This window comes from Neorhizobium sp. P1_A6 (assembly GCF_056406795.1).
In genome coordinates this window covers 526,696-544,266 of sequence record NZ_JBFTZM010000002.1, presented here as the reverse complement: position 1 = coordinate 544,266, position 17,571 = coordinate 526,696, and the positions used below count along the sequence as shown (strand labels likewise).

The window sequence follows — 17,571 nt, the reverse complement described above, 5'->3', positions numbered from 1 at the left end:
TTGCATGACCGAAGCGTCCGCCGCCACCACTGACCGAAATGCCGAGATCGCCGATCTTCTTGTCGGCGCGGTCGATCTCCACTGCCATAGCGGGCCGGCGGTCTTCCCGCGGCTGCTGGATCACTACGAAGCCATGGTCGAGGCGTCCGCAGCCGGCTTTTCCGCGCTGGTCTACAAGGATCATTTCTACCCTGGCATGGCGCATGCCAAGCTGCTTGAGACGCTCTATCCGGATACGGGCGTGCGCCTTTATTCCGGTGTCGCGCTCAACAACGCGAGCGGCGGTATCAATCCGCATGCGGTCGATCACGCGGTCAAGCTCGGCGGCAAGATCGTCTGGATGCCGACATTCGCGGCGGCGAACCATATCGACAAGAGCGCCAACGAGACCAAGAATTATCCAAAGAGCGCCGATCCGATGCTGCCGCCCATTCCGCTGAGCGTGCTCGACGAGAACGGCAGGCTTACCAAGGAAACCAATGACGTTCTCGACGTGATCGCTGCCGGCGACATCATCCTTTCGAGCGGGCATCTGTCGGTGGACGAGCTGAAAGTGCTCTATCCGGAAGCCAAGCGGCGGGGGGTGAAGAAGATGATGATCAATCATCCCACCTATGTCATCGGCTGCTCGGACGACGATATCCGGGAACTGAGCCGGCTTGGCGTCTACATGGAACATTCCATCTGCATGTTCATCCCCAACGAGCGCGGCCCAGCCAGATGGGACGCTGCTGAATTGCGCCGCCTCGTGGATCTGGCCGGCGTGGAGATGACGATATTCGGCTCCGACCTCGGCCTCGTGAAGATGCCGCGTCCGGTCGAAGGATACCGCGCCATCGTCAACGACCTGCTCGACCTGCAGGTGCCCAGGTCCGATATTCGCAAACTGGTGGGCGGCAATGCGGTGGAGCTGCTTTGAGAGGCACCTGCCCCAAGAAGCACGTGCTGTAAGCGATCTGCAAACCGTAAACGTGCCTACCCAAAATGGCGGATGGCCCCTACCAATATTAGGGGGCTTGTCACGGAGAACGGATAGGATGAATGGCCAAGGGATCCCCTGTATTATAGGTCAACTGGCCATGGGATCAGCCGCTCCCCATTTCCAGGAAACGACACGTTGCCGCCGCTGCCCTGAAAAGGCAGGCAGATGTCTTTTGACCATCGTTGAGCTGTCAGAGGGGACGGTTGCACTCTCGGGGAAACCGGACGTTTCGGATCAACACGACGGTTCTCCAACCCGAGAAAATGTAAAGGCTGGGCTTCAGTGCAGCTCGTCAGGCCTCGTTTTTTAACGCTGTTTTGACGCTGCTTTGACAGCGGCGCGCTAGGGCAATTCCACGGTTTCCTGGGATGCTCTTCATGCTTCAATTCGTTGATGGCCACAACGCTGGCATGCACTACAGAAGCGCAAGTGCGCCTGTCGCGCTCTTGTCAAGGGACGCTTTTGTGTCAGACTGCCTGTCGGACGGGCGGCCTGGGTTCGATGATTTCATCGAAAGGGGCACAACACGAGTTGGACCGATGGATCGCATGGATGAAAAACATGCAGTGTTCCGGATGTACCTGCTTGGCCCGTTCAGCCTTGTCGACAGCAAAGGGAAATCCGCCACGCCCAGGTCCCAGAAGGCCCAGGCAATTCTTGCAATGCTTGCACTGTCTGCGCGAGGGTCCCGCTCGCGGGTTTGGCTGAGAGACAAATTGTGGAGTGACCGCTCCGAGGATCAGGCGGCTGCCAGCCTGAGACAGGCCCTGCTGGATATTCACAAAGCCCTGGGTTCGTGTCGCGATCTCATCATCGCCGACAAGAACACCGTGTGGCTGGATATGGACAGCATCGCGCTCGACACCGATGAAATGCTGCGCAGCGAGCGCCTTGCGGATCAGATCACCGATGAACTGCTCGAAGGCATGGATATCCGCGATCCTGAATTCGAAGACTGGCTGACGGTCGAGAGACAGAACTGGTACCGTCGCATCGAAGAAGGTCGCGTCGACGACGTGTTCGAGCCTCGCCAGCAGCCCCGCCGCGATGTCAGCACGCTATCGGCATTGCTGCCTTTGACAGGCTTGCCCGACCAGCGCCCGACCGATATTCCCCCGGCCGCCGCAGGAAATGATCCGGACAAGCCGCCGTCCCCGGACAATATTCAGTGGACCATCGCTCTCCAGCCGCCGATTGTCGTGGGCGCCGGAGATGGCGGACAGATCGCGGCTTTGCAGTTTCAGAACCTGCTCGCCAAGGCGATCTTCGATGGATTGGGGCTCGGCATTACCGATCTCTCCTTCGATCCGCACCTTGGCCAACCGGATCGAAAAATGGGTCTGCCACTGTGTCTTCAACTGCGGCTGACCTACGATGGCAGTCAGGTGTTGGTGGAGCTGGCGATCAAGCATCTGCTGGACAACAGGATCATATGGCTTGGCAGCCGTATGATCGGACGCACCCAGATGGAGCGGTCCGAATACGGGATCGCCGCGGCTCTGATCAGCCAGGCAGTCGACCAGCTGTCGCTGTTTCAGGAGCTGAGCGCCGGCGACGGTCGCCTCGGCCGCGATGGTCTTTTCATCGATGCGGTCAACGCAATTTTTCGGCTTTCGCGAGGCGATCTCGAAAAAGCGGAAAGGCAATTGCAGGAGCAGATTCAATACCAGCCGCGAGCCTCTGCCTTCGCCTGGTTGTCCTTCATCCGCACATTCCAGGTCGGCCAGCGCTTCAGCGCGCTGGATGCGCATCTGATCGAAGAGGCCCAGGCCTATGCGCGAAAGGCCCTTGAACTCGATCCGAACAATTCCGTCTCTTTAGCGCTGGTCGGACACGTTCATTCGTTCCTGTTTCGGGAATACGACTACGCCGCCGGTCTGTTCGAGAAGTCGATCCGCCTCAACCCGGCCTTGCCGCTGGGATGGGATCTCTATGCCATGCTGCACTGCTATGCGGGGCAGCCGGAGAGGGCCAGTGCAATGGCGCGGTGGGTTCAGGAGCTCGGCGTCTACAGCGCGCATAAATATTACTTCGATACCACGAAATGCATCAGCGCCGGGTTGGCAGGAGACCACGCGGCAGCGATCGCGGCAGGCGAGGATGCGCTGCATTCCCGGCCGAACTTCAATAGCCTGTTGCGCTATCTCGCCTCCAGCCATGCCCACGCGGGCAATTTGGAGGTCGCGAACCAATATGTGGAACGGCTCGATAAGGTTGAAAACGGGTTCTCCATAACGTCGTTTCGCGGCACGGGCTATCCATTGCTCAGCACCGGCGGCGGAAAGCTGCTGCTCGACGGCTTGATCAAGGCCGGCGCCAGAATTCGCTAAGGCAACATTCATGATGGTCTTATTTGAGGGGGCTGGGGCATGGTACGGGAAGCAATTTTCGATGCGCAATCAAAGATTGTGCAGTTTATGAATTCATATAAATTTAAAGTTGAGCCGGACACGGTTCTCCCATGCGAGCCGAGGCCTGTCGCGGCTCCCCTTCCGGAGGCGCTAGCACCGCCGCCCGCTGCGCCGGCTCCTTTGCCTGAGGAAGGTCCCCCCATAGACGAACCTCCGTTGATGATGGCGACAATGGCAGCTGCCTCGGTCCTCAACAAGAGCGTTGCGAACAAGTCGGTGCTCAACAAGGCCGCGCTCAACAAGAACAAGAATAAAAACAAAAATAAGAACAAAAACAAGTCGACGATGGACGGCGCAAGCCTCGGCGTATCGCAGCTCATTCCGGCGTTTGAATTGCGTCGATTGCACCAACAGCCGTCGCGCAACGCGTTTACGGCCGCGCGGCGCTTTACCTGGGAAATGCTCGACATCCTGCCGCCACCCGGCCCGGACTACACCAGACTGGAAGCAGCGGTGCTGCTTTCCATGCAGCGGCGCGATCGTGAGCGGGCGAGGCGATTGCCCGACATCCAGGCTGAGGCGACAATTTCCGTGTCGGAATTCACCCGCGCCTTGCATATCGAGGATATCGGAGGGTTCGAACAGACCGAGGGATTGTTTCAGGCGATCCTGACCGCCTGCGAATATGTCGGGCTTCTCTACAAAAGCCAGTTCAACAGGCTTCGGCCGAACCAGTTCGAATCCCTGTTGCGGCCGCTTCTGCCCGTGCCGGTGCACGAGTCCTATCCCAGCAACCATGCCTTCCAGTGCTTTTCGATCGTATTCGCTTTCTCGACGATCCTGCCTGAACATCCCGCGACGGACGACCTCGCCCGTATCGCGCAGAACGTCGCTGAAAATCGCGAATGGGCCGGATTGCATTATCCGAGCGATACGCAAGCTGGCCGGGATCTGGCGCGTCGCTTCGCCCCATACCTTCATGATGCGTTCGGGTCGCTTTTCCAGGCGGTCCACGACGAATGGGTTTGAGGCCGGTTTTTATTCTTTGGGGAGAACGAAGGTCATGACGTCCGCCGACATGGAAGCGCTGCAAGCTGTACCGATGGACTACTACTATCTCTGGCATCTGACGGCCTTGGGCGTCATCGATGCCGATTACGGTTCGCCGCCAATCGTACCGCCGTCCGAAAACGAGACCGCCGCGTCCCCAGTCCCTGACCCGGAGATCGCGGGAAGTGTCTGGGATACGATTGCGGCTGCCGGTCCTATCCATCCCGCCCGCGTGGCGCTGATCGATGTCGGAATAGCGCCCGATCATCCGAATTTGGCGACGCGGCTTGACCGGGAAGCGTCGATCGACCTCACGACCCATCGTTACGGCTCGCGCGTCGCCGAAATCCTCGACGCAACCACCTCCTTCGATCGTGAAGAAAAGCAGGCGTTCTTCGCCGGGCTTGATATCACCCCGTTGGGAAATCTCGGCCTGTCCAACGATGATCGGGAATATCTCGACGATATCGTCGCCGAATATGCTGCCTCGCAGGGCGTCGTCCGCCGGCTGTTCCAGCCGGAGTCGCTTTTTGCTTCCCATGGCACCTGCTGTGCCGGCCTGATCGTCGGCGAACCGGCCGTGGCGACGCAGGACGGAGATCCCTCGGCACTTCCCGAGGGCATATTCTACGGTGATGGCGGCACGCCATGCCCGAGCGCCAATCGCAATGTTCTCCCCTATTTCGGTGTCGATCCCTTCTCGCGGGTGATCTCGATCAGGACGTCTTTCGAGGACGATGTCCTGCAGTTCATCGCCGCGTTTCTCTACGCGTACCATCAGCGCGTCGACGTCATCGTCATGCCACGCGGCTTACCGGACCCGAAGCGCAGCCGGGTTATTCCGAAGAACGAATTGAAGGCCGATCTCGAACGCTGGAAAAATCAGGTCGCTGCCGATCTGTTCGCCCGTATTTCGCTGGCCGAACATGGTGGTGCCGAACTGGAGCCGAAAGCTGCGCAAAAGGGATCAAACCCTGATCGGGCGTGGCACATCCTCAAGAGGCTCATCGTCGCTATCAGCCATCATATTCCGATCGTTTGCGCGGCGGGAAACAGCGGTGAAAGCCAGTTGATCTATCCGGCCAGTCTGGCTGCCGATGACAACGGGGTCATCGCAGTCGGCGCGGTGACGGTCGAGGGCTACCGTTCAGGATACAGCAATTACGGCGAGGGGCTTACGGTCGTCTCGCCATCCGATGACGGCGAAGTTTTCAATCGTCATCAGTTGCGTATCGATCGTCTCTCTCCTTTCGCCGCGCAGCATGACTATCAGGCATTCGGACTGCGGGAATATCAGTATTCGCACTTCTCGTTGCTGACGACCGATCTTGCCGGCGCATTCGGCTACAACCGGGGGGCCGATCCATGGTCGTCGATTGTGCCATTCGGAGCCAGTCCCGGTATTGGCGGAGGCTATTACACGACGTTCGGCGGCACGTCCGGAGCCTCTGCGCAGGTGGGGGGCATCTGCGCATTGATCCAGCGGGCACATAAGAGCCAGAATGATGGCGATGCGCGGCTCTCAGGCCCCGCAGTCAAGTCGATCCTTCAGGCCACTTCCCGCCTGCATGCGACCGTAGCGCCCGGAATGCGCGCTCTTACTCCCGATTGCATGAACGCCGATGGCGAAGATACTCTCGAGATGAATTACTTCTTCGGGTTCGGCCTGCCCGATGTCCCCGCAGCGATCGCCGCCGTCTTGACTCCCTGACACCGGCTCTCGGCAAGGATCACCAGAATTGAAGCCCCCTGAAATGGGGGCTTTTTTGTCGGCGAAACGTCCTTTTAACGGAAGTTTAACGCAGTGCTGGCGTGCCGATGACGGGTCGGCAAGAAGCTCCTCTTATCGAAAGACCAGACGAGATCGTGGTTTCAAGCCGGATGGCCGTCGATGCGGCCGGTTCCGGCGGCAACTGATCTTCCCTGGAGTGGCGCGCCTCATGACGAGGTTTGAAAGCGTCCGGGGTGAGGAGAGCTTAAGATGTCTGCTTATCAAATCGAGCAGTTGGCGGATCAAGCCAGAGCCTTGCTCCAGCGTAATCCGCTCTTTTCGAGGTCCGGTTTCGTGAATGCGGCTGCAACGGGCAATATGCTGAAACAGCGACCTCGTTATGCCCGAATTCTTGCGGCCGCTTCCGAACTGCCGGAGAGCGTTGAAAGAGTAGAGGCCCTGGCCGCCTATTTCCCGGGCCTGTCCGATGGCGGATATCATGATGCCGACGCTTTCCTGCCCACTTCAGCCTTCCTGCCTGTGCGAAGCGACCCTTACCGGTCTCCGGCTCTGGCTGCCTGGATGGATGAGCTTCAGCGGGCGCTGGAAAGCTACGTTGATGGCGCCAGTTCCGAGGTTGTGGACGACAACCTGCAGCCTCGTCTTGTGGCCGAGGACCTTGCGCTCGAGCGCCATCCGGTGCGCCGACTTGCCTGCGGTATCGGTCTTGTTCTGATCGACAGTCAGGAAGCGAGCCGCACCCTGGGCAAGCGCATCGCCCGTTGCCTGCCGGCCGATTCCGGCCTCGAACATGCCCAGACGAGCGACCGCGATATCGACCGGATCGCCGATCATCTCGCCGAGGCCATTACCTTGATCTCGACCGTCGATCCCGGCAGCTACCAACGGCTGACTGCAGGCCTTCATACCCTTTATATCGGCACCCGGCGCGGTGCGATAAGCTCGGTCTCCAGCTCCGGGGATCTGCCGGGGAGTGCCGTCGTGGTCCTGTCGCAGGAAAGACTGGACGCCGAAGACTATCCCGCCACCGCCGCGGAGCTTCTGCGCGAAGCGGGGCATGTCCTGCTGCGGCTGTACACTGCGGCTGCGCCGTTATCGCTGCCCGCCGAACTCCGTTACGTCTCGCCATACACCCATAGTTTACAGACGCTCGAAAGCATCCTGCATATGGCCTACGCCATTCCCTGGGAGTGTGCCGTTCGCATCGCATGCTTGCCTTTCAGAGCACCGCCTGAGCACCGCACGCGGGAAGCAGCTTTTGTTATTGCGTATGCTGCCCGCCTGATTCCGCTCATCGATATCGCCCGCGAGGGGATCGAGCGTCTGGGCGGCGATGTTCTTCTCGACCTCCGGGACATCGCCGTCATTCCTTCCTGGGGCGCCGCAATCTTGGCGCTCGTCGACCGACTCCTGGAACGGGAGCCGATGGCCCGGCGCCAGGCTTATTACGCCCAGCGCCGGTGCGTCGTGGATCGTCAGGCCTGGGATCTCGGGCAGGTGATTCTGCGGGGAGAGCAGCCGATCGACCCAAGGATGGGCCGGCCGATGCTGCAGAGCAGCGGCGATGGTCTCAGCCTCTGGTATGATGGCCGGCTCCATACGATCCGCAAAGCCACCATCCGACCCCCCGATGCGCCTTCCATTCAAGATGTCGCGCTGGCGGGAACGTCAGGTTCGACCGTGATGGCGCATGCGTGATGGGCAAGCGCGGTTCGTGTGAATTCGCAGCAGTCCTCGACTGGATCAAAGGTAAACGATCATGAAAGCCTTCGAATATCATGCCGATCTCTTTGATGTCATTCACGACACGGATTTCGTAATTCTCGGATGTGGAGGCCTCGGCTCCCAGATCGCCTCCCAGCTTGCGGCACTCGGGGCTCGCAATTTCTTCCTCGTGGATGGCGACCGCATCGAAGAGAGCAGCCAAAACCGAAGAAGCCGGGCGACAGCGGAGGATACCGGTCGACTAAAGAGCGACCGGTTGGCAACCTATCTCGCCTCCCGCTTTTCTGCCGCAGTCGCGATCATGACCCAGTTCGCCGATGGGACGGAGGCTGCCCGACTCACCCTGGCCCGCACGCGTAAACCGTTCCTGATACTTGCAGAGGACAATGGTTCCCTGGCCCGCCAATTCCTGGCGGAATATCATGCGACGGCGCCAGTGCCTCCACCTTACCTGCATGTCGGCCAACTCGGCCCGTTTTGTGTCGCCGGGCCGCTGGTGGCGCTGCCGGATGACGCGTGCCCCTTCTGTTGCTCGACATTGCCGGCATCGGTTGACACGGGGGTCATAGCTCCGCCGTCGCCGGCCGACAACGCGCTGATTGCCTGCTTTGCGGTTTCGCAGATCGCTATCGAACGCCTTACCCACAGCAGTTCATTGCGCGGCCATCGCTGGCTCTTTGCTCCAGCCACGGGCCACGCCTCGCTGCATCCCGTTTCCAAGAGCCACGATTGCAAGGTGTGTCAACCATGAAGCCCCTCTCTTCCCAGGACTACTATTTCTCGATCGTCGCAGCTCTGAAGCAGAAGAACGTGCCGCCTGGCGGGGAGGCGATGATGGAGGCGATACTTGCCGCCATCCCCAGCGACGCGCGCAAGATCGTCGACTTCGGCTGCAATACCGGCTGGATCAGCCGCAGGGTTGCACGGGCTTTTCCGCAAGCCGAAGTGATCGGCGTGGATGAAAATCCGGCGATAATCGAGGTCGCGCGCGAGGTCGCACGGCTGGAGGATTCGACAGCGGTATTTTCCCGCACCGACACGGTCGCGCTCCCCGACATCATCTCGGAGGCGGATGTCATCATATGCGGAGGAAGTGCCGCCTTTTTCGACCGACCGCTGGATCTCTACCGGATGGTGGCGCGATGCCTGAGGCCATGCGGACTCCTGATGGATTGCCACTATGTCTACGACGCCGACGTACCTCCTTCTCTTCGCCAGGAGGAGAAGGAAATGTTCGGCCTGGGGTGGACGCCTGACGGACTGAACGACATCGTGTCCGTCCACGAAGACGCAGGATTCAGCGTCGGAAAGATCAAGCGGCTGTCTCGGTTCCATTTTGAAGACAGTGCTGCAGCCCGGGTGGCGCGCCATATCCTGCACACGGTTCCGAAGATGCAGGAATTGGCGGAGGCGATGGCGAAACGCCGCCGGCTGATCAGCAAGCTGGCGCATCACCGACATCCCTATCTGCTGATAGCGCGCACCGGCGAACAGACCGTTGCCGAAGGCGTGACGCAACGCGAACGCACGGAAGTCCCGATGGCGTTCGACGCGGTCACGTCCAATCGTCATGTTTCCGCGCGCCGCCCGATTGTCGTCCGGCGCAGCTTTTGGCGGGAGGCAGCAAGGGCGGTTAGCCTGCATAGCGCATATCCGTAAAACCCAGACCGACATCAACTCAGATTGTCTCGTGGATTAATCAAAACCGCAGGCCTCGTTCAGATAAACGTTTGCTGCCGAGCCAGGCTTTTACGGCCTGAATGCTGCGATGAAATTCGCGATTTCAGCCAGATCAGATTCTCCCCCAAATGCTCAGATGTTGAGATTTCCCCGGTCAGTCTCCGCAAGACTGGCTGTTTGCTCGTCGCGATATTCGATTCTGTTGGCTTTTGTACCTTCGTTAGGGCGAGAGATTCGAAGTATTGAGATTCTCTTCATTGTTTTCCTGTTCACCGCGATTTTTTACGGAAATTTAACGCCGCGCTGGCGAGGCGATGACGGGTTCGAGAGAAAGTCTCATCACGAAAGACGGTGGAGACACAGTCCGGCTGGCTGAGATTGCCCGTTCCCGGCAGCACTCGACCGATAGGCGGAGGCCCCACGCTCACAAACGCTTCAAGCCGGTGGGCAGATCCTCATGCCTGCTTTCGTTTCCGAAGGATGAAGAGCTCAAGGAGAGCTTCGGCAATACCGTTCAGCGGGCCGAGAGGAGATCCTCCAGTCATTCGGAAAATCGATGACAGCGACTGCTGTCTCGCCAGACTTAAAATCAAACACGATGTCCGCAGAAGCGGGTTTCGCCAAATAATGGAGTGAGAAATGACTGTGCCTATAGAAAAGATTGCCTTCCTCGTTGCCGCGGCCTGCATGGCTTCGGTTGCCGGACATGTCCTGGCCTACGACGGCCATCAGTCTGCTTCCGGAAACGAGGTTTCGTTCGCCACTCCGGTGGATGCCGCCAAAGCCGAGACAAAAGCCGATGTCGCGCGCGACGTGGCGCAAGTCCGCGCCCCAACCCGTCGCGACAACCGGCTTGCCGGCGACGAACGGCAGTAGACCCCGGAAGCAAGCATCCAGACAGTTCATTCAAGACATCGATCGGCTGGGTCGCACCAGAAGCCGATCAGGCTAAACAAGGAATATGATCATGAAAAACTCTGTCATCTCCACCGTCCTCGCCACCCTGGTGGTATCCACTTTTGCAGGCGGCAATGCCTTTGCGCAGGAAGGCGATTATTACGAGGGCGCCTCTCGCGACCGCGACAATCTGGCGGTCACGACGGATTCACCGGGCATCCCCTCGGTCACCCGTTACGGCTACCCGCTGTTGAAGCGTGATCAGCGCCTCAATGATCCTGCGTCTCCCATGATCGACAGCGGCGACTATTACGACGGCGCAGTGCGCGGTCGATAAACAGCCAGGATTGAAAATCGGGCGCCGGGATTTCTCGGCGCTCCTTTCGTTAGCGATGGCTCGTCCAAGATAGTCGAAACCTGAACGATCATCCTTCTTGGAACCAAGAAGCTGATGACCAATGTTTCAACCAGTGGCGCAAATGGCGAGCGGCGTTTCATATCGCGCCGGCCGCCTTTTTGTTACTTCACCTTGAACCCCATGTGCCGCACGACGTCGAGAAGCGCATGCCGACCCTTCAGCGCCGCGGCATCCGCGATGCGGTTGGCGATGACAGTCGTCCAACCCCGAGCAGCCATGGCTTGCCTGGTTTGGAAGGTGCGCATCGTATCGTCATAGGCAGTGAGATCCGCGTCGGAAGGTCTGGCTTGATAATACTCGCGGTGCAGGACCAGTGATTGCGGCAGACGCGGTTTGACTTCGGTCTCGACGGCGGGATCTGGATATCCGACCGTCATGCCAAATACCGCAAAGACCTCCGGCGGAAGACCAAGGACTTCACCCACTTCGGCGGGGTGATTGCGGATACCGCCAATATAGCAGGTCCCAAGACCGAGCGATTCCAGCGCCGTGAGTGCATTTTGAGCGGCGAGCGACGCGTCAATCGCGCCCAGCAGGAAACTTTCCATATAGTCGAGGCCTTCGCCAGTCTTGCCGTGCTCGGCGGCGATTTTCCGGAGCCGAGACAGGTCGGCTAACCAGACGAGGAAAAGCGGCGCGGAGAGAATCTGCGGGTTGGGAGAGGCAAGTTCGGCAAGCCTTGCCCGGCGTTCCGGCTCCTCGACCGCGACGACGCTCCACGCCTGTAAACTGGAGGATGTCGGTGCCGATTGCGCTGCGGCGATAGCCAATTGCAGAATGCCTTCCGGCACAGGCTTTGGCAGGTAGTTTCGGACGGAGCGGTGCGAAAGAATAGCCTCAAGAGCGTCGTTCCATTCCACAGTCTTTGCCGGCTGGTCTTTCCCGTAACGGCGGCACAGAAAATCGGTTGCTGTTTTGCGCTGTGGAGGAGAGGCGAGGGGGTCGGCCGACATCGCGTGTCCTTGTTCATGGGTTTGGAACTTCGGTCGTCGCCAGCCTAGCACTTTGTCCAAGACGCGGCATGCCGGCCGCATCTTAAATAACCTGCGGAAAATGGGATTTTATTTCGTCTCGGTGGACCACAGCGCAACGCGCAGACAGCTCTGTGGAAGGTCTCCTCTCATCCCGGCGATTTTCGCGGAGGCCGGACCGAAGCCTGTTGTGCAAGTCGTCGGCAGGCGCGGACCGTCAGCGCCATCACCGTCAGCGTCGTACCGGCGACCCCGCTCGTGGGGAAGGCGCTGGCATCGGTGACGAACAGGTTGGGAACGTCCCAGCTCTGGTTCCAGGAATTCAGAACCGATGTTTCGGCTGATGTTCCCATACGCACACCGCCGCTTTCATGGATGGCGGCGCCCATCGACATGCTTCTGTGGAACATCCTTCGGAAGAGAAAGCGGCTAAGGGCATCGGCGTTGGGATAAGCGCCTTTGCCCATTTCCTTGAGGCCGAGGGGGGAGCCGATGAATTCCAGCTCGCCACCGGCCTGCTCGACGATCTCGATCAGTGTGTGTTCCTGCCGCCTGAGCAGGTCACGCTCCCCTGAACCCATGACGCATCGAATATGGGGAACCGGTATTTTCCATGCGTCCGTCTTGTTCGGGGCGAGCGTAACCCGATTGTCGGCATACGGCAGCATCTGCCCATAGCCGAAGAACGCCATGCGGCCGGGAATATCACCGGCGACAGGTCCTCTGCCGACGGTCCCCTGATAGGCGAAGTCGCTTTTTTTCTCACCGCTACCGAAGCCTTCGAATCGCGGGATGAAGATACCGCCGGATGCGGCATAGAACGGATCCGGCGGAGCAGACTCGTCCTTCGTCCAGCCTGGAACCGGGGGGAAGGCCCCGATCGCCAAACAAGGCAGTTGATCCATGAAGTAGCGGCCCAACGTCCCCGAACTGTTGCCGAGACCGGCGGGATGCCTGGCTGACGCAGAATTCAAGAGCAGCCTGATGCTTTCGATCGGCGAGGCGCAGACGATGACGTTGGAGGCCTGCACCTTTTCGGTTTTGCCGGTAATGCCGTCCGTCACCTCCGCGCCGGTTGCCAGGCCGGTTTTGTCGTCCGTGGTGATACGGCGAACTACCGCATTGTAGCGAATGGTCAGCCGGCCGCTTGCCTGCGCATCCCGAAGGGCGCGGGGAACACGCTTCGCTTCCGGAGCAACGTAACGCCAGGAGACGATGCGGCGCTCGGGCCAGCGTCCTTCGACGGAGGCCTTGAACGCTTCCTCCGCCGGCGTCAGGTTCGAGCGATTGGCATAGACGCCATCGGGCATCGTCGAAACACGATCCTCCTGACCGTAGAGACCGAGATAGGATTCTACCTCGGAATAGAAGGGGGCGATGTCATCGTATGACAGGGGCCAGTCGATGCCTTCGCCGGTGCGACTGTGCAGCCTGAAATCGTCGTCGCTCCACCGCACCAGAACCCGGCCGAACGTGTGCAGCCTGCCGCCGGCCTGGCGCCCTCTGATCCACAGAAACGGCGCATCCGCTGGCGTCGTGTAAGGGTTTTTGCGATCGTTGACGAAGAGGTGGCTCATCCACTCCTTGAAGAAGACGGCCCGCGCCTGGACGGCCTGCCCGTTGGCGGTGGCCATTGCCCGATCCCAGATATTGATGTCCTTTTGAACCGCCGTCTTGCGCGCCGGGTCGAAGTCTTTCGGGCCGACCGCGGGCCCCGCCTCAAGAAGAACGACGGACAGGCCCTGGGCGGTGAGTTCTTTGGCCGCAATAGATCCGGCCGCGCCGGACCCGACGACCAGTGCATCATAAATGGCTTGAGACATCGCTTCTCGGTATCCTGCGCGGCAAATAAGTGTCCTGGAAGGCGGCGTTAAGGTGGCTCGGCCCTGATGGTCTCGAAGCTTCGTTTGCCGCCGGGCGTGTTCCCTAATGCGAGGGCCGCCGCAATTTCGAGAGCCATTCGGCGCTCGCCTTCGCGCATTCGAAGGGCGGCAGTGTCGGGAAATCGACCTCGGCGATCAGCCAGCCGTCGAAGTCACTGCCAAGGGCTGCAAGCATGCCGCCAAGATCGAGTTCACCCGAACCGGGTTCAGCCCAGAGACCGGAAACCACCGTCTCCTGATAGGTCTTGCCGGCGGCCCTGGCAGCATCGCGCACCTGCAGCCGGCAGTCCTTGACATGCATAACCCGGGTCCGGTCCCGATAATCCCTGATAAGGCCGATGACATCGGCGCCTGCCCATGAGAGGTGGCCCGTATCCGGACCGAAGCCGAGTTGGTTTGCGCTGATATTGTCGAGGAGGCGGCGGGTTTCGATTTCGGTCTCGATCCAGGTGCCGATATGCGGGTGGAGCGCCGCCTTGACGCCTTCTTCGCTCAGGATAGCCGAGGCCCGATCGACGAGATCGAATATCATCGCGAACCTGGCTTCGTTGAATTCCACACCGACGCCGGGACGCATGACCCGCGGCGCATCCTTGGTCATCCGGGTGGCGATGAACATGTCGCTCAGGCCGAGCTCTGCCTGTTGAGCGGCGCTTGTGCGGGCGGTTTCCAATGTCGCCTCTGTCTCGACGCCGTGTTCCGGCAGCGCCATCGACAGGTAACCCGGAGCGGGCTTCAGGCCTGCATCCTGCAAGGCGCTCTTGTATTCCCCGATCGTCCACCCGGCTGGAACCTGCGCATGCACTGCATCAAAGCCGGACCGCGCGATTTCCTTCAGCAGCTCCCGTGGTGCCGGTCCCTTGGTCGGATCGAGCCAGCCGTCCGCCGTGGCGAACCACTGGATAGGGTTGAGAGCAAATTTGTAGCCGCCGGGCCTGGAGAGAAAATCGTTCATGGATAGGGTTCGCTCCGTTTGAACGCGCCGCACGCCGCTCGGTTTGGGGCATGCCATCGCCGCGGCCGAATGGTTGCCCGAACGACGCGAGATGCCCTGCGGCATGTTTGGTGTTGGTTCGCCGCTCAAGATGTGCTGGCGGCGAGCACCCCCAAGAGGTACATGAGCGCGTTCAACGAATAAAATAACTTCGGCTGGCGTAGGTATAACTGATCTTCATAGGGCAGCTATGCCACAGGAGGGGTTTCACCGATGCCGCTGGCCCGTTCAATTTCTCTCAGAAGGACCGAAACTGTCGGGCGGACTTCCCCTTTGCGGCGAAAGACCGCGTAGATATCGCGTGTGAGGGAAATCTCGTTGAAGTCGAGAGCGACCAATCCCAATCCGCTTCCCTGAAGGTTCGCTCGCGTCAGATACGCCAGATGATGGGTGCGAGAGATCATCGACGTCAGGAAATTGATCGACGTCGTTTCCACGGCCACGACAGGCTTCGGCAGACCCGACGTGCGAAAAAGCGATTCGAGCAATAGCCGGTCGGTCTCGGGCAGCGGTGGCAGAACCCAGCTGTATTCCGCAAGATCGGAGACCGACAGGTTCTTGCGTTGTGCAAGCGGATGCGATTGATGCGCAACGATTTTTACCGGCTCCCTGGCAACCAGTCTCCACTCGAAATCCTCGTTCAGGATATCACTCGGCTTGACCGTCAACACGACGTCGAGTTTGGCCGCGAAGAGTTGGGGGAGGAGGACTTCGTTGGTGCCTTCGTGCACCATGAGGGCAACATCAGGACGGGCGGCCGAAAAGCGGATCAACGCATCGGGAATAACTTGTCTGAGGGCAGCCGCCATGCTTCCGATCCGAAGCGAACCTCGACGTGCGCCCCGCAGTGCGTCTATTTCGTCGACGGCCTCGTTGGCCAAAGACAGCAGCAATTCGCTGTAGCCGATAAGGCGCTGCCCGAACAGCGTAACCTGAACTCCCGTCGGGCCTCGGTCGAGCAACCGGACGCCGAGCGCCTGCTCCATGCTGCGAATGCTTTTGCTGAGAGCGGGCTGGGTGAGCCGCAGGTTTTCGGCCGCCATGCTGAAGCTGCCCGTGTGCACGACGGCGATGAAGTGCCGGAGCTGTCGAAGGTCCAGTCGGTGCAGGTTCTTATCCATGGTGTCCGGTCGCAGAGAGGCAGCTACGGTTCCACTATGACCAAAGGTTATACCTCGGGCAATGTTAGTTGTTTGACTTCGAGCCCCCGCTGAACAGAGTGTGGTGTCATAAATGCCGGGCCAAACACTGCCTTTGCATCTCGCAGCGAAATCAACCCGCTGGGGTGATCCGCATGGCGGAAGTGGCGGCCACGACAGGGGAACAGGATGATTACGCTGATTGATCCAAGGCCAAGAGGCGCAGCGTCATAGTCACGGAAGACGTGAAACGGCGGGCTGGAGCCATCCTGGAGATTTCGACACGCTGAATACTCGCAGCATCCCGAATGATGCGGAGAGCAGTCGTGCGCCCAGACGTAAGAATCCACGAGCGGACCGTTCAAACAGGAGGTAAACGAATTATGGTGTCCCGAACAATCGAAAAGGCGCGCGCGCCGGCACTGCTGTCCACGTGTTTCGTGGTGGCACTGGCGCTGGCATCCTCCGACAGACTGGCCCATGCCCAGGCGGTCGAACTTCCCAAACCACTGATGGACGCGGCCCAGGCCTATGCATCCACGCTGACGGGTGGGCAGAAGATCGGAGGCAAGGTATCCATTCTTGGCGTCAACGGTGGCCGGGAACTCGAGATGCTGAAGGCAGCCTGGGCTCCCTTCCAGGCGGCGACCGGGATTACCGTCGATTATACGGGAACGACCGACTTTGCCGCTGTGCTGCAGACCCGCGTTCAGGCAGGTGACCCACCGGATCTCGCCGGGTCTACGAATATCAACAACCTCGTGCGCTACGCAAAGCAAGGTGCCCTGAAGGATGTCGGCGCGATGGTCGGCGAAACTGCCATCAAGGGGAAGTTCGATCCCGGACTCGTCGATGCTGCAAGCCTGAACGGCAAGATCTACGGGGTTTGGGCCGAACTCAACAACTTCATGGTTTGGTACAATGTCCACACCTACGACGGCCCGAAAGATGCCCCCACCTGGGAGCAGTTCGATGCCTGGGCCGTGAAGCGCGCCAACGCCGGCAAGACACCCTGGTGCTATACCGACGAACGGGGTGCTTCCTCGGGAGCGCTTGCCGGCAACTGGATCCAGGCCTACATCCTGAAGAATTCCGGCCAGAAAACCCTCAAGGGTCTTGGCGATGGCTCGATTTCCTGGACCGCGCCGGAAGTAAAGGCCGCGTTCGAGGCGTTCGGGAAAATCGCCCACGATCCCAAGATGGTTCCCGGTGGCCCGGTCGCGGCCATGTCGACGCCTGCGGTCAAAGTCGGGGCGGGGCTTTTCTACGATCCCCCGCAGTGTTCGGTTCTTCTCTGGGGAACATATGCCGGCAGCCTTACCAATCTGATCTATCCCAAGGTCAAGCCGATCGAAGATATGGACTTCATGCCGGTACCGGGCAAACCGGAAAATGCGGCCTATGAGACGTTCGGGGGAACGCTTTACCTGGCATTCAGGGACACGCCGCAGGTCAAGGCATTCTTGTCTTACCTCGTATCGGACGAGGCACAGAAGCTCGTGGCGTCCGCTGGCAACTGGACCGTTGCCAGCCAGGCGGTTCAGCCGAGCGACTATTCCAATCCCGTGCTCAAGCGGGCTCGCGAGACGCTGCTCAAGCCAGGCGTCACGCTTGTCGCCCAGCCGACCCAGGTTGTCGATCCGCCGGTGATCCAGGCATTGTGGAAGGGCATTGTGCAATACGTGCTCGATCCCGACAGCCTGGATAACGTGCTGCAGGCGATCGACGCTGCGAGATAAGCCGGACGAT

The 17,571-nt window shown here is 59.9% G+C and carries 14 protein-coding genes; 10 read left to right on the top strand and 4 right to left on the bottom strand.

The window, feature by feature from the left end:
* The first annotated feature begins 4 nt into the window (after positions 1-4).
* The 9 genes from AC1D3C_RS06685 (at position 5) to AC1D3C_RS06645 (ending at position 10,754) form a co-directional block, all read left to right on the top strand.
* Positions 5-919, top strand: coding sequence for a DUF6282 family protein (locus tag AC1D3C_RS06685; RefSeq protein ID WP_477482330.1), 915 nt, complete (start codon positions 5-7; stop codon positions 917-919).
* A gap of 440 nt (positions 920-1,359) precedes the next feature.
* Entirely contained in the window at positions 1,360-3,312 is a 1,953-nt protein-coding gene (locus tag AC1D3C_RS06680) for an AfsR/SARP family transcriptional regulator (protein WP_477482329.1), read from the top strand.
* A 39-nt stretch (positions 3,313-3,351) separates the two neighbouring features.
* Positions 3,352-4,362, top strand: coding sequence for a phosphatase PAP2 family protein (locus AC1D3C_RS06675; protein WP_477482328.1), 1,011 nt, complete (start codon positions 3,352-3,354; stop codon positions 4,360-4,362).
* A gap of 34 nt (positions 4,363-4,396) precedes the next feature.
* A complete protein-coding gene (locus tag AC1D3C_RS06670; protein WP_477482327.1) occupies positions 4,397-6,094 on the top strand; it encodes a S8 family serine peptidase in 1,698 nt (565 codons plus the stop codon).
* A 270-nt stretch (positions 6,095-6,364) separates the two neighbouring features.
* Entirely contained in the window at positions 6,365-7,813 is a 1,449-nt protein-coding gene (locus tag AC1D3C_RS06665) for an aKG-HExxH-type peptide beta-hydroxylase (RefSeq protein WP_477482326.1), read from the top strand.
* A gap of 61 nt (positions 7,814-7,874) precedes the next feature.
* Positions 7,875-8,591: a ThiF family adenylyltransferase gene (locus AC1D3C_RS06660; RefSeq protein WP_477482325.1), complete on the top strand. Its 717-nt coding sequence runs from the start codon at positions 7,875-7,877 to the stop codon at positions 8,589-8,591.
* Entirely contained in the window at positions 8,588-9,499 is a 912-nt protein-coding gene (locus tag AC1D3C_RS06655) for a class I SAM-dependent methyltransferase (protein ID WP_477482324.1), read from the top strand. Before AC1D3C_RS06660 ends, AC1D3C_RS06655 begins: the two co-directional genes overlap by 4 nt.
* Before the next feature lie 660 nt (positions 9,500-10,159).
* Positions 10,160-10,396: a hypothetical protein gene (locus AC1D3C_RS06650; protein ID WP_477482323.1), complete on the top strand. Its 237-nt coding sequence runs from the start codon at positions 10,160-10,162 to the stop codon at positions 10,394-10,396.
* A gap of 91 nt (positions 10,397-10,487) precedes the next feature.
* Positions 10,488-10,754 (top strand): hypothetical protein, encoded by a 267-nt coding sequence (locus tag AC1D3C_RS06645; protein ID WP_247036707.1) that lies wholly within the window; start codon positions 10,488-10,490, stop codon positions 10,752-10,754.
* A 182-nt stretch (positions 10,755-10,936) separates the two neighbouring features.
* Here the strand turns inward: AC1D3C_RS06645 and AC1D3C_RS06640 are convergent, their stop codons facing one another.
* From AC1D3C_RS06640 to AC1D3C_RS06625, 4 genes are all read right to left on the bottom strand, one after another.
* Positions 10,937-11,788: an NADPH-dependent oxidoreductase gene (locus AC1D3C_RS06640; protein ID WP_477482376.1), complete on the bottom strand. Its 852-nt coding sequence runs from the start codon at positions 11,786-11,788 to the stop codon at positions 10,937-10,939.
* Positions 11,789-11,955: 167 nt separating this feature from the next.
* Positions 11,956-13,629, bottom strand: coding sequence for a GMC oxidoreductase (locus tag AC1D3C_RS06635; RefSeq protein ID WP_477482322.1), 1,674 nt, complete (start codon positions 13,627-13,629; stop codon positions 11,956-11,958).
* Positions 13,630-13,732: 103 nt separating this feature from the next.
* Positions 13,733-14,644 (bottom strand): sugar phosphate isomerase/epimerase family protein, encoded by a 912-nt coding sequence (locus tag AC1D3C_RS06630; protein WP_477482321.1) that lies wholly within the window; start codon positions 14,642-14,644, stop codon positions 13,733-13,735.
* Positions 14,645-14,871: 227 nt separating this feature from the next.
* The gene (locus AC1D3C_RS06625) at positions 14,872-15,804 is read right to left on the bottom strand and encodes a LysR family transcriptional regulator (protein WP_477482320.1); all 933 of its coding nucleotides are present in this window, start codon (positions 15,802-15,804) and stop codon (positions 14,872-14,874) included.
* 401 nt (positions 15,805-16,205) lie between these two features.
* Between AC1D3C_RS06625 and AC1D3C_RS06620 the strand changes: the two genes are divergently transcribed.
* Entirely contained in the window at positions 16,206-17,561 is a 1,356-nt protein-coding gene (locus tag AC1D3C_RS06620) for an ABC transporter substrate-binding protein (RefSeq protein ID WP_477482319.1), read from the top strand.
* Positions 17,562-17,571 lie beyond the last annotated feature (10 nt).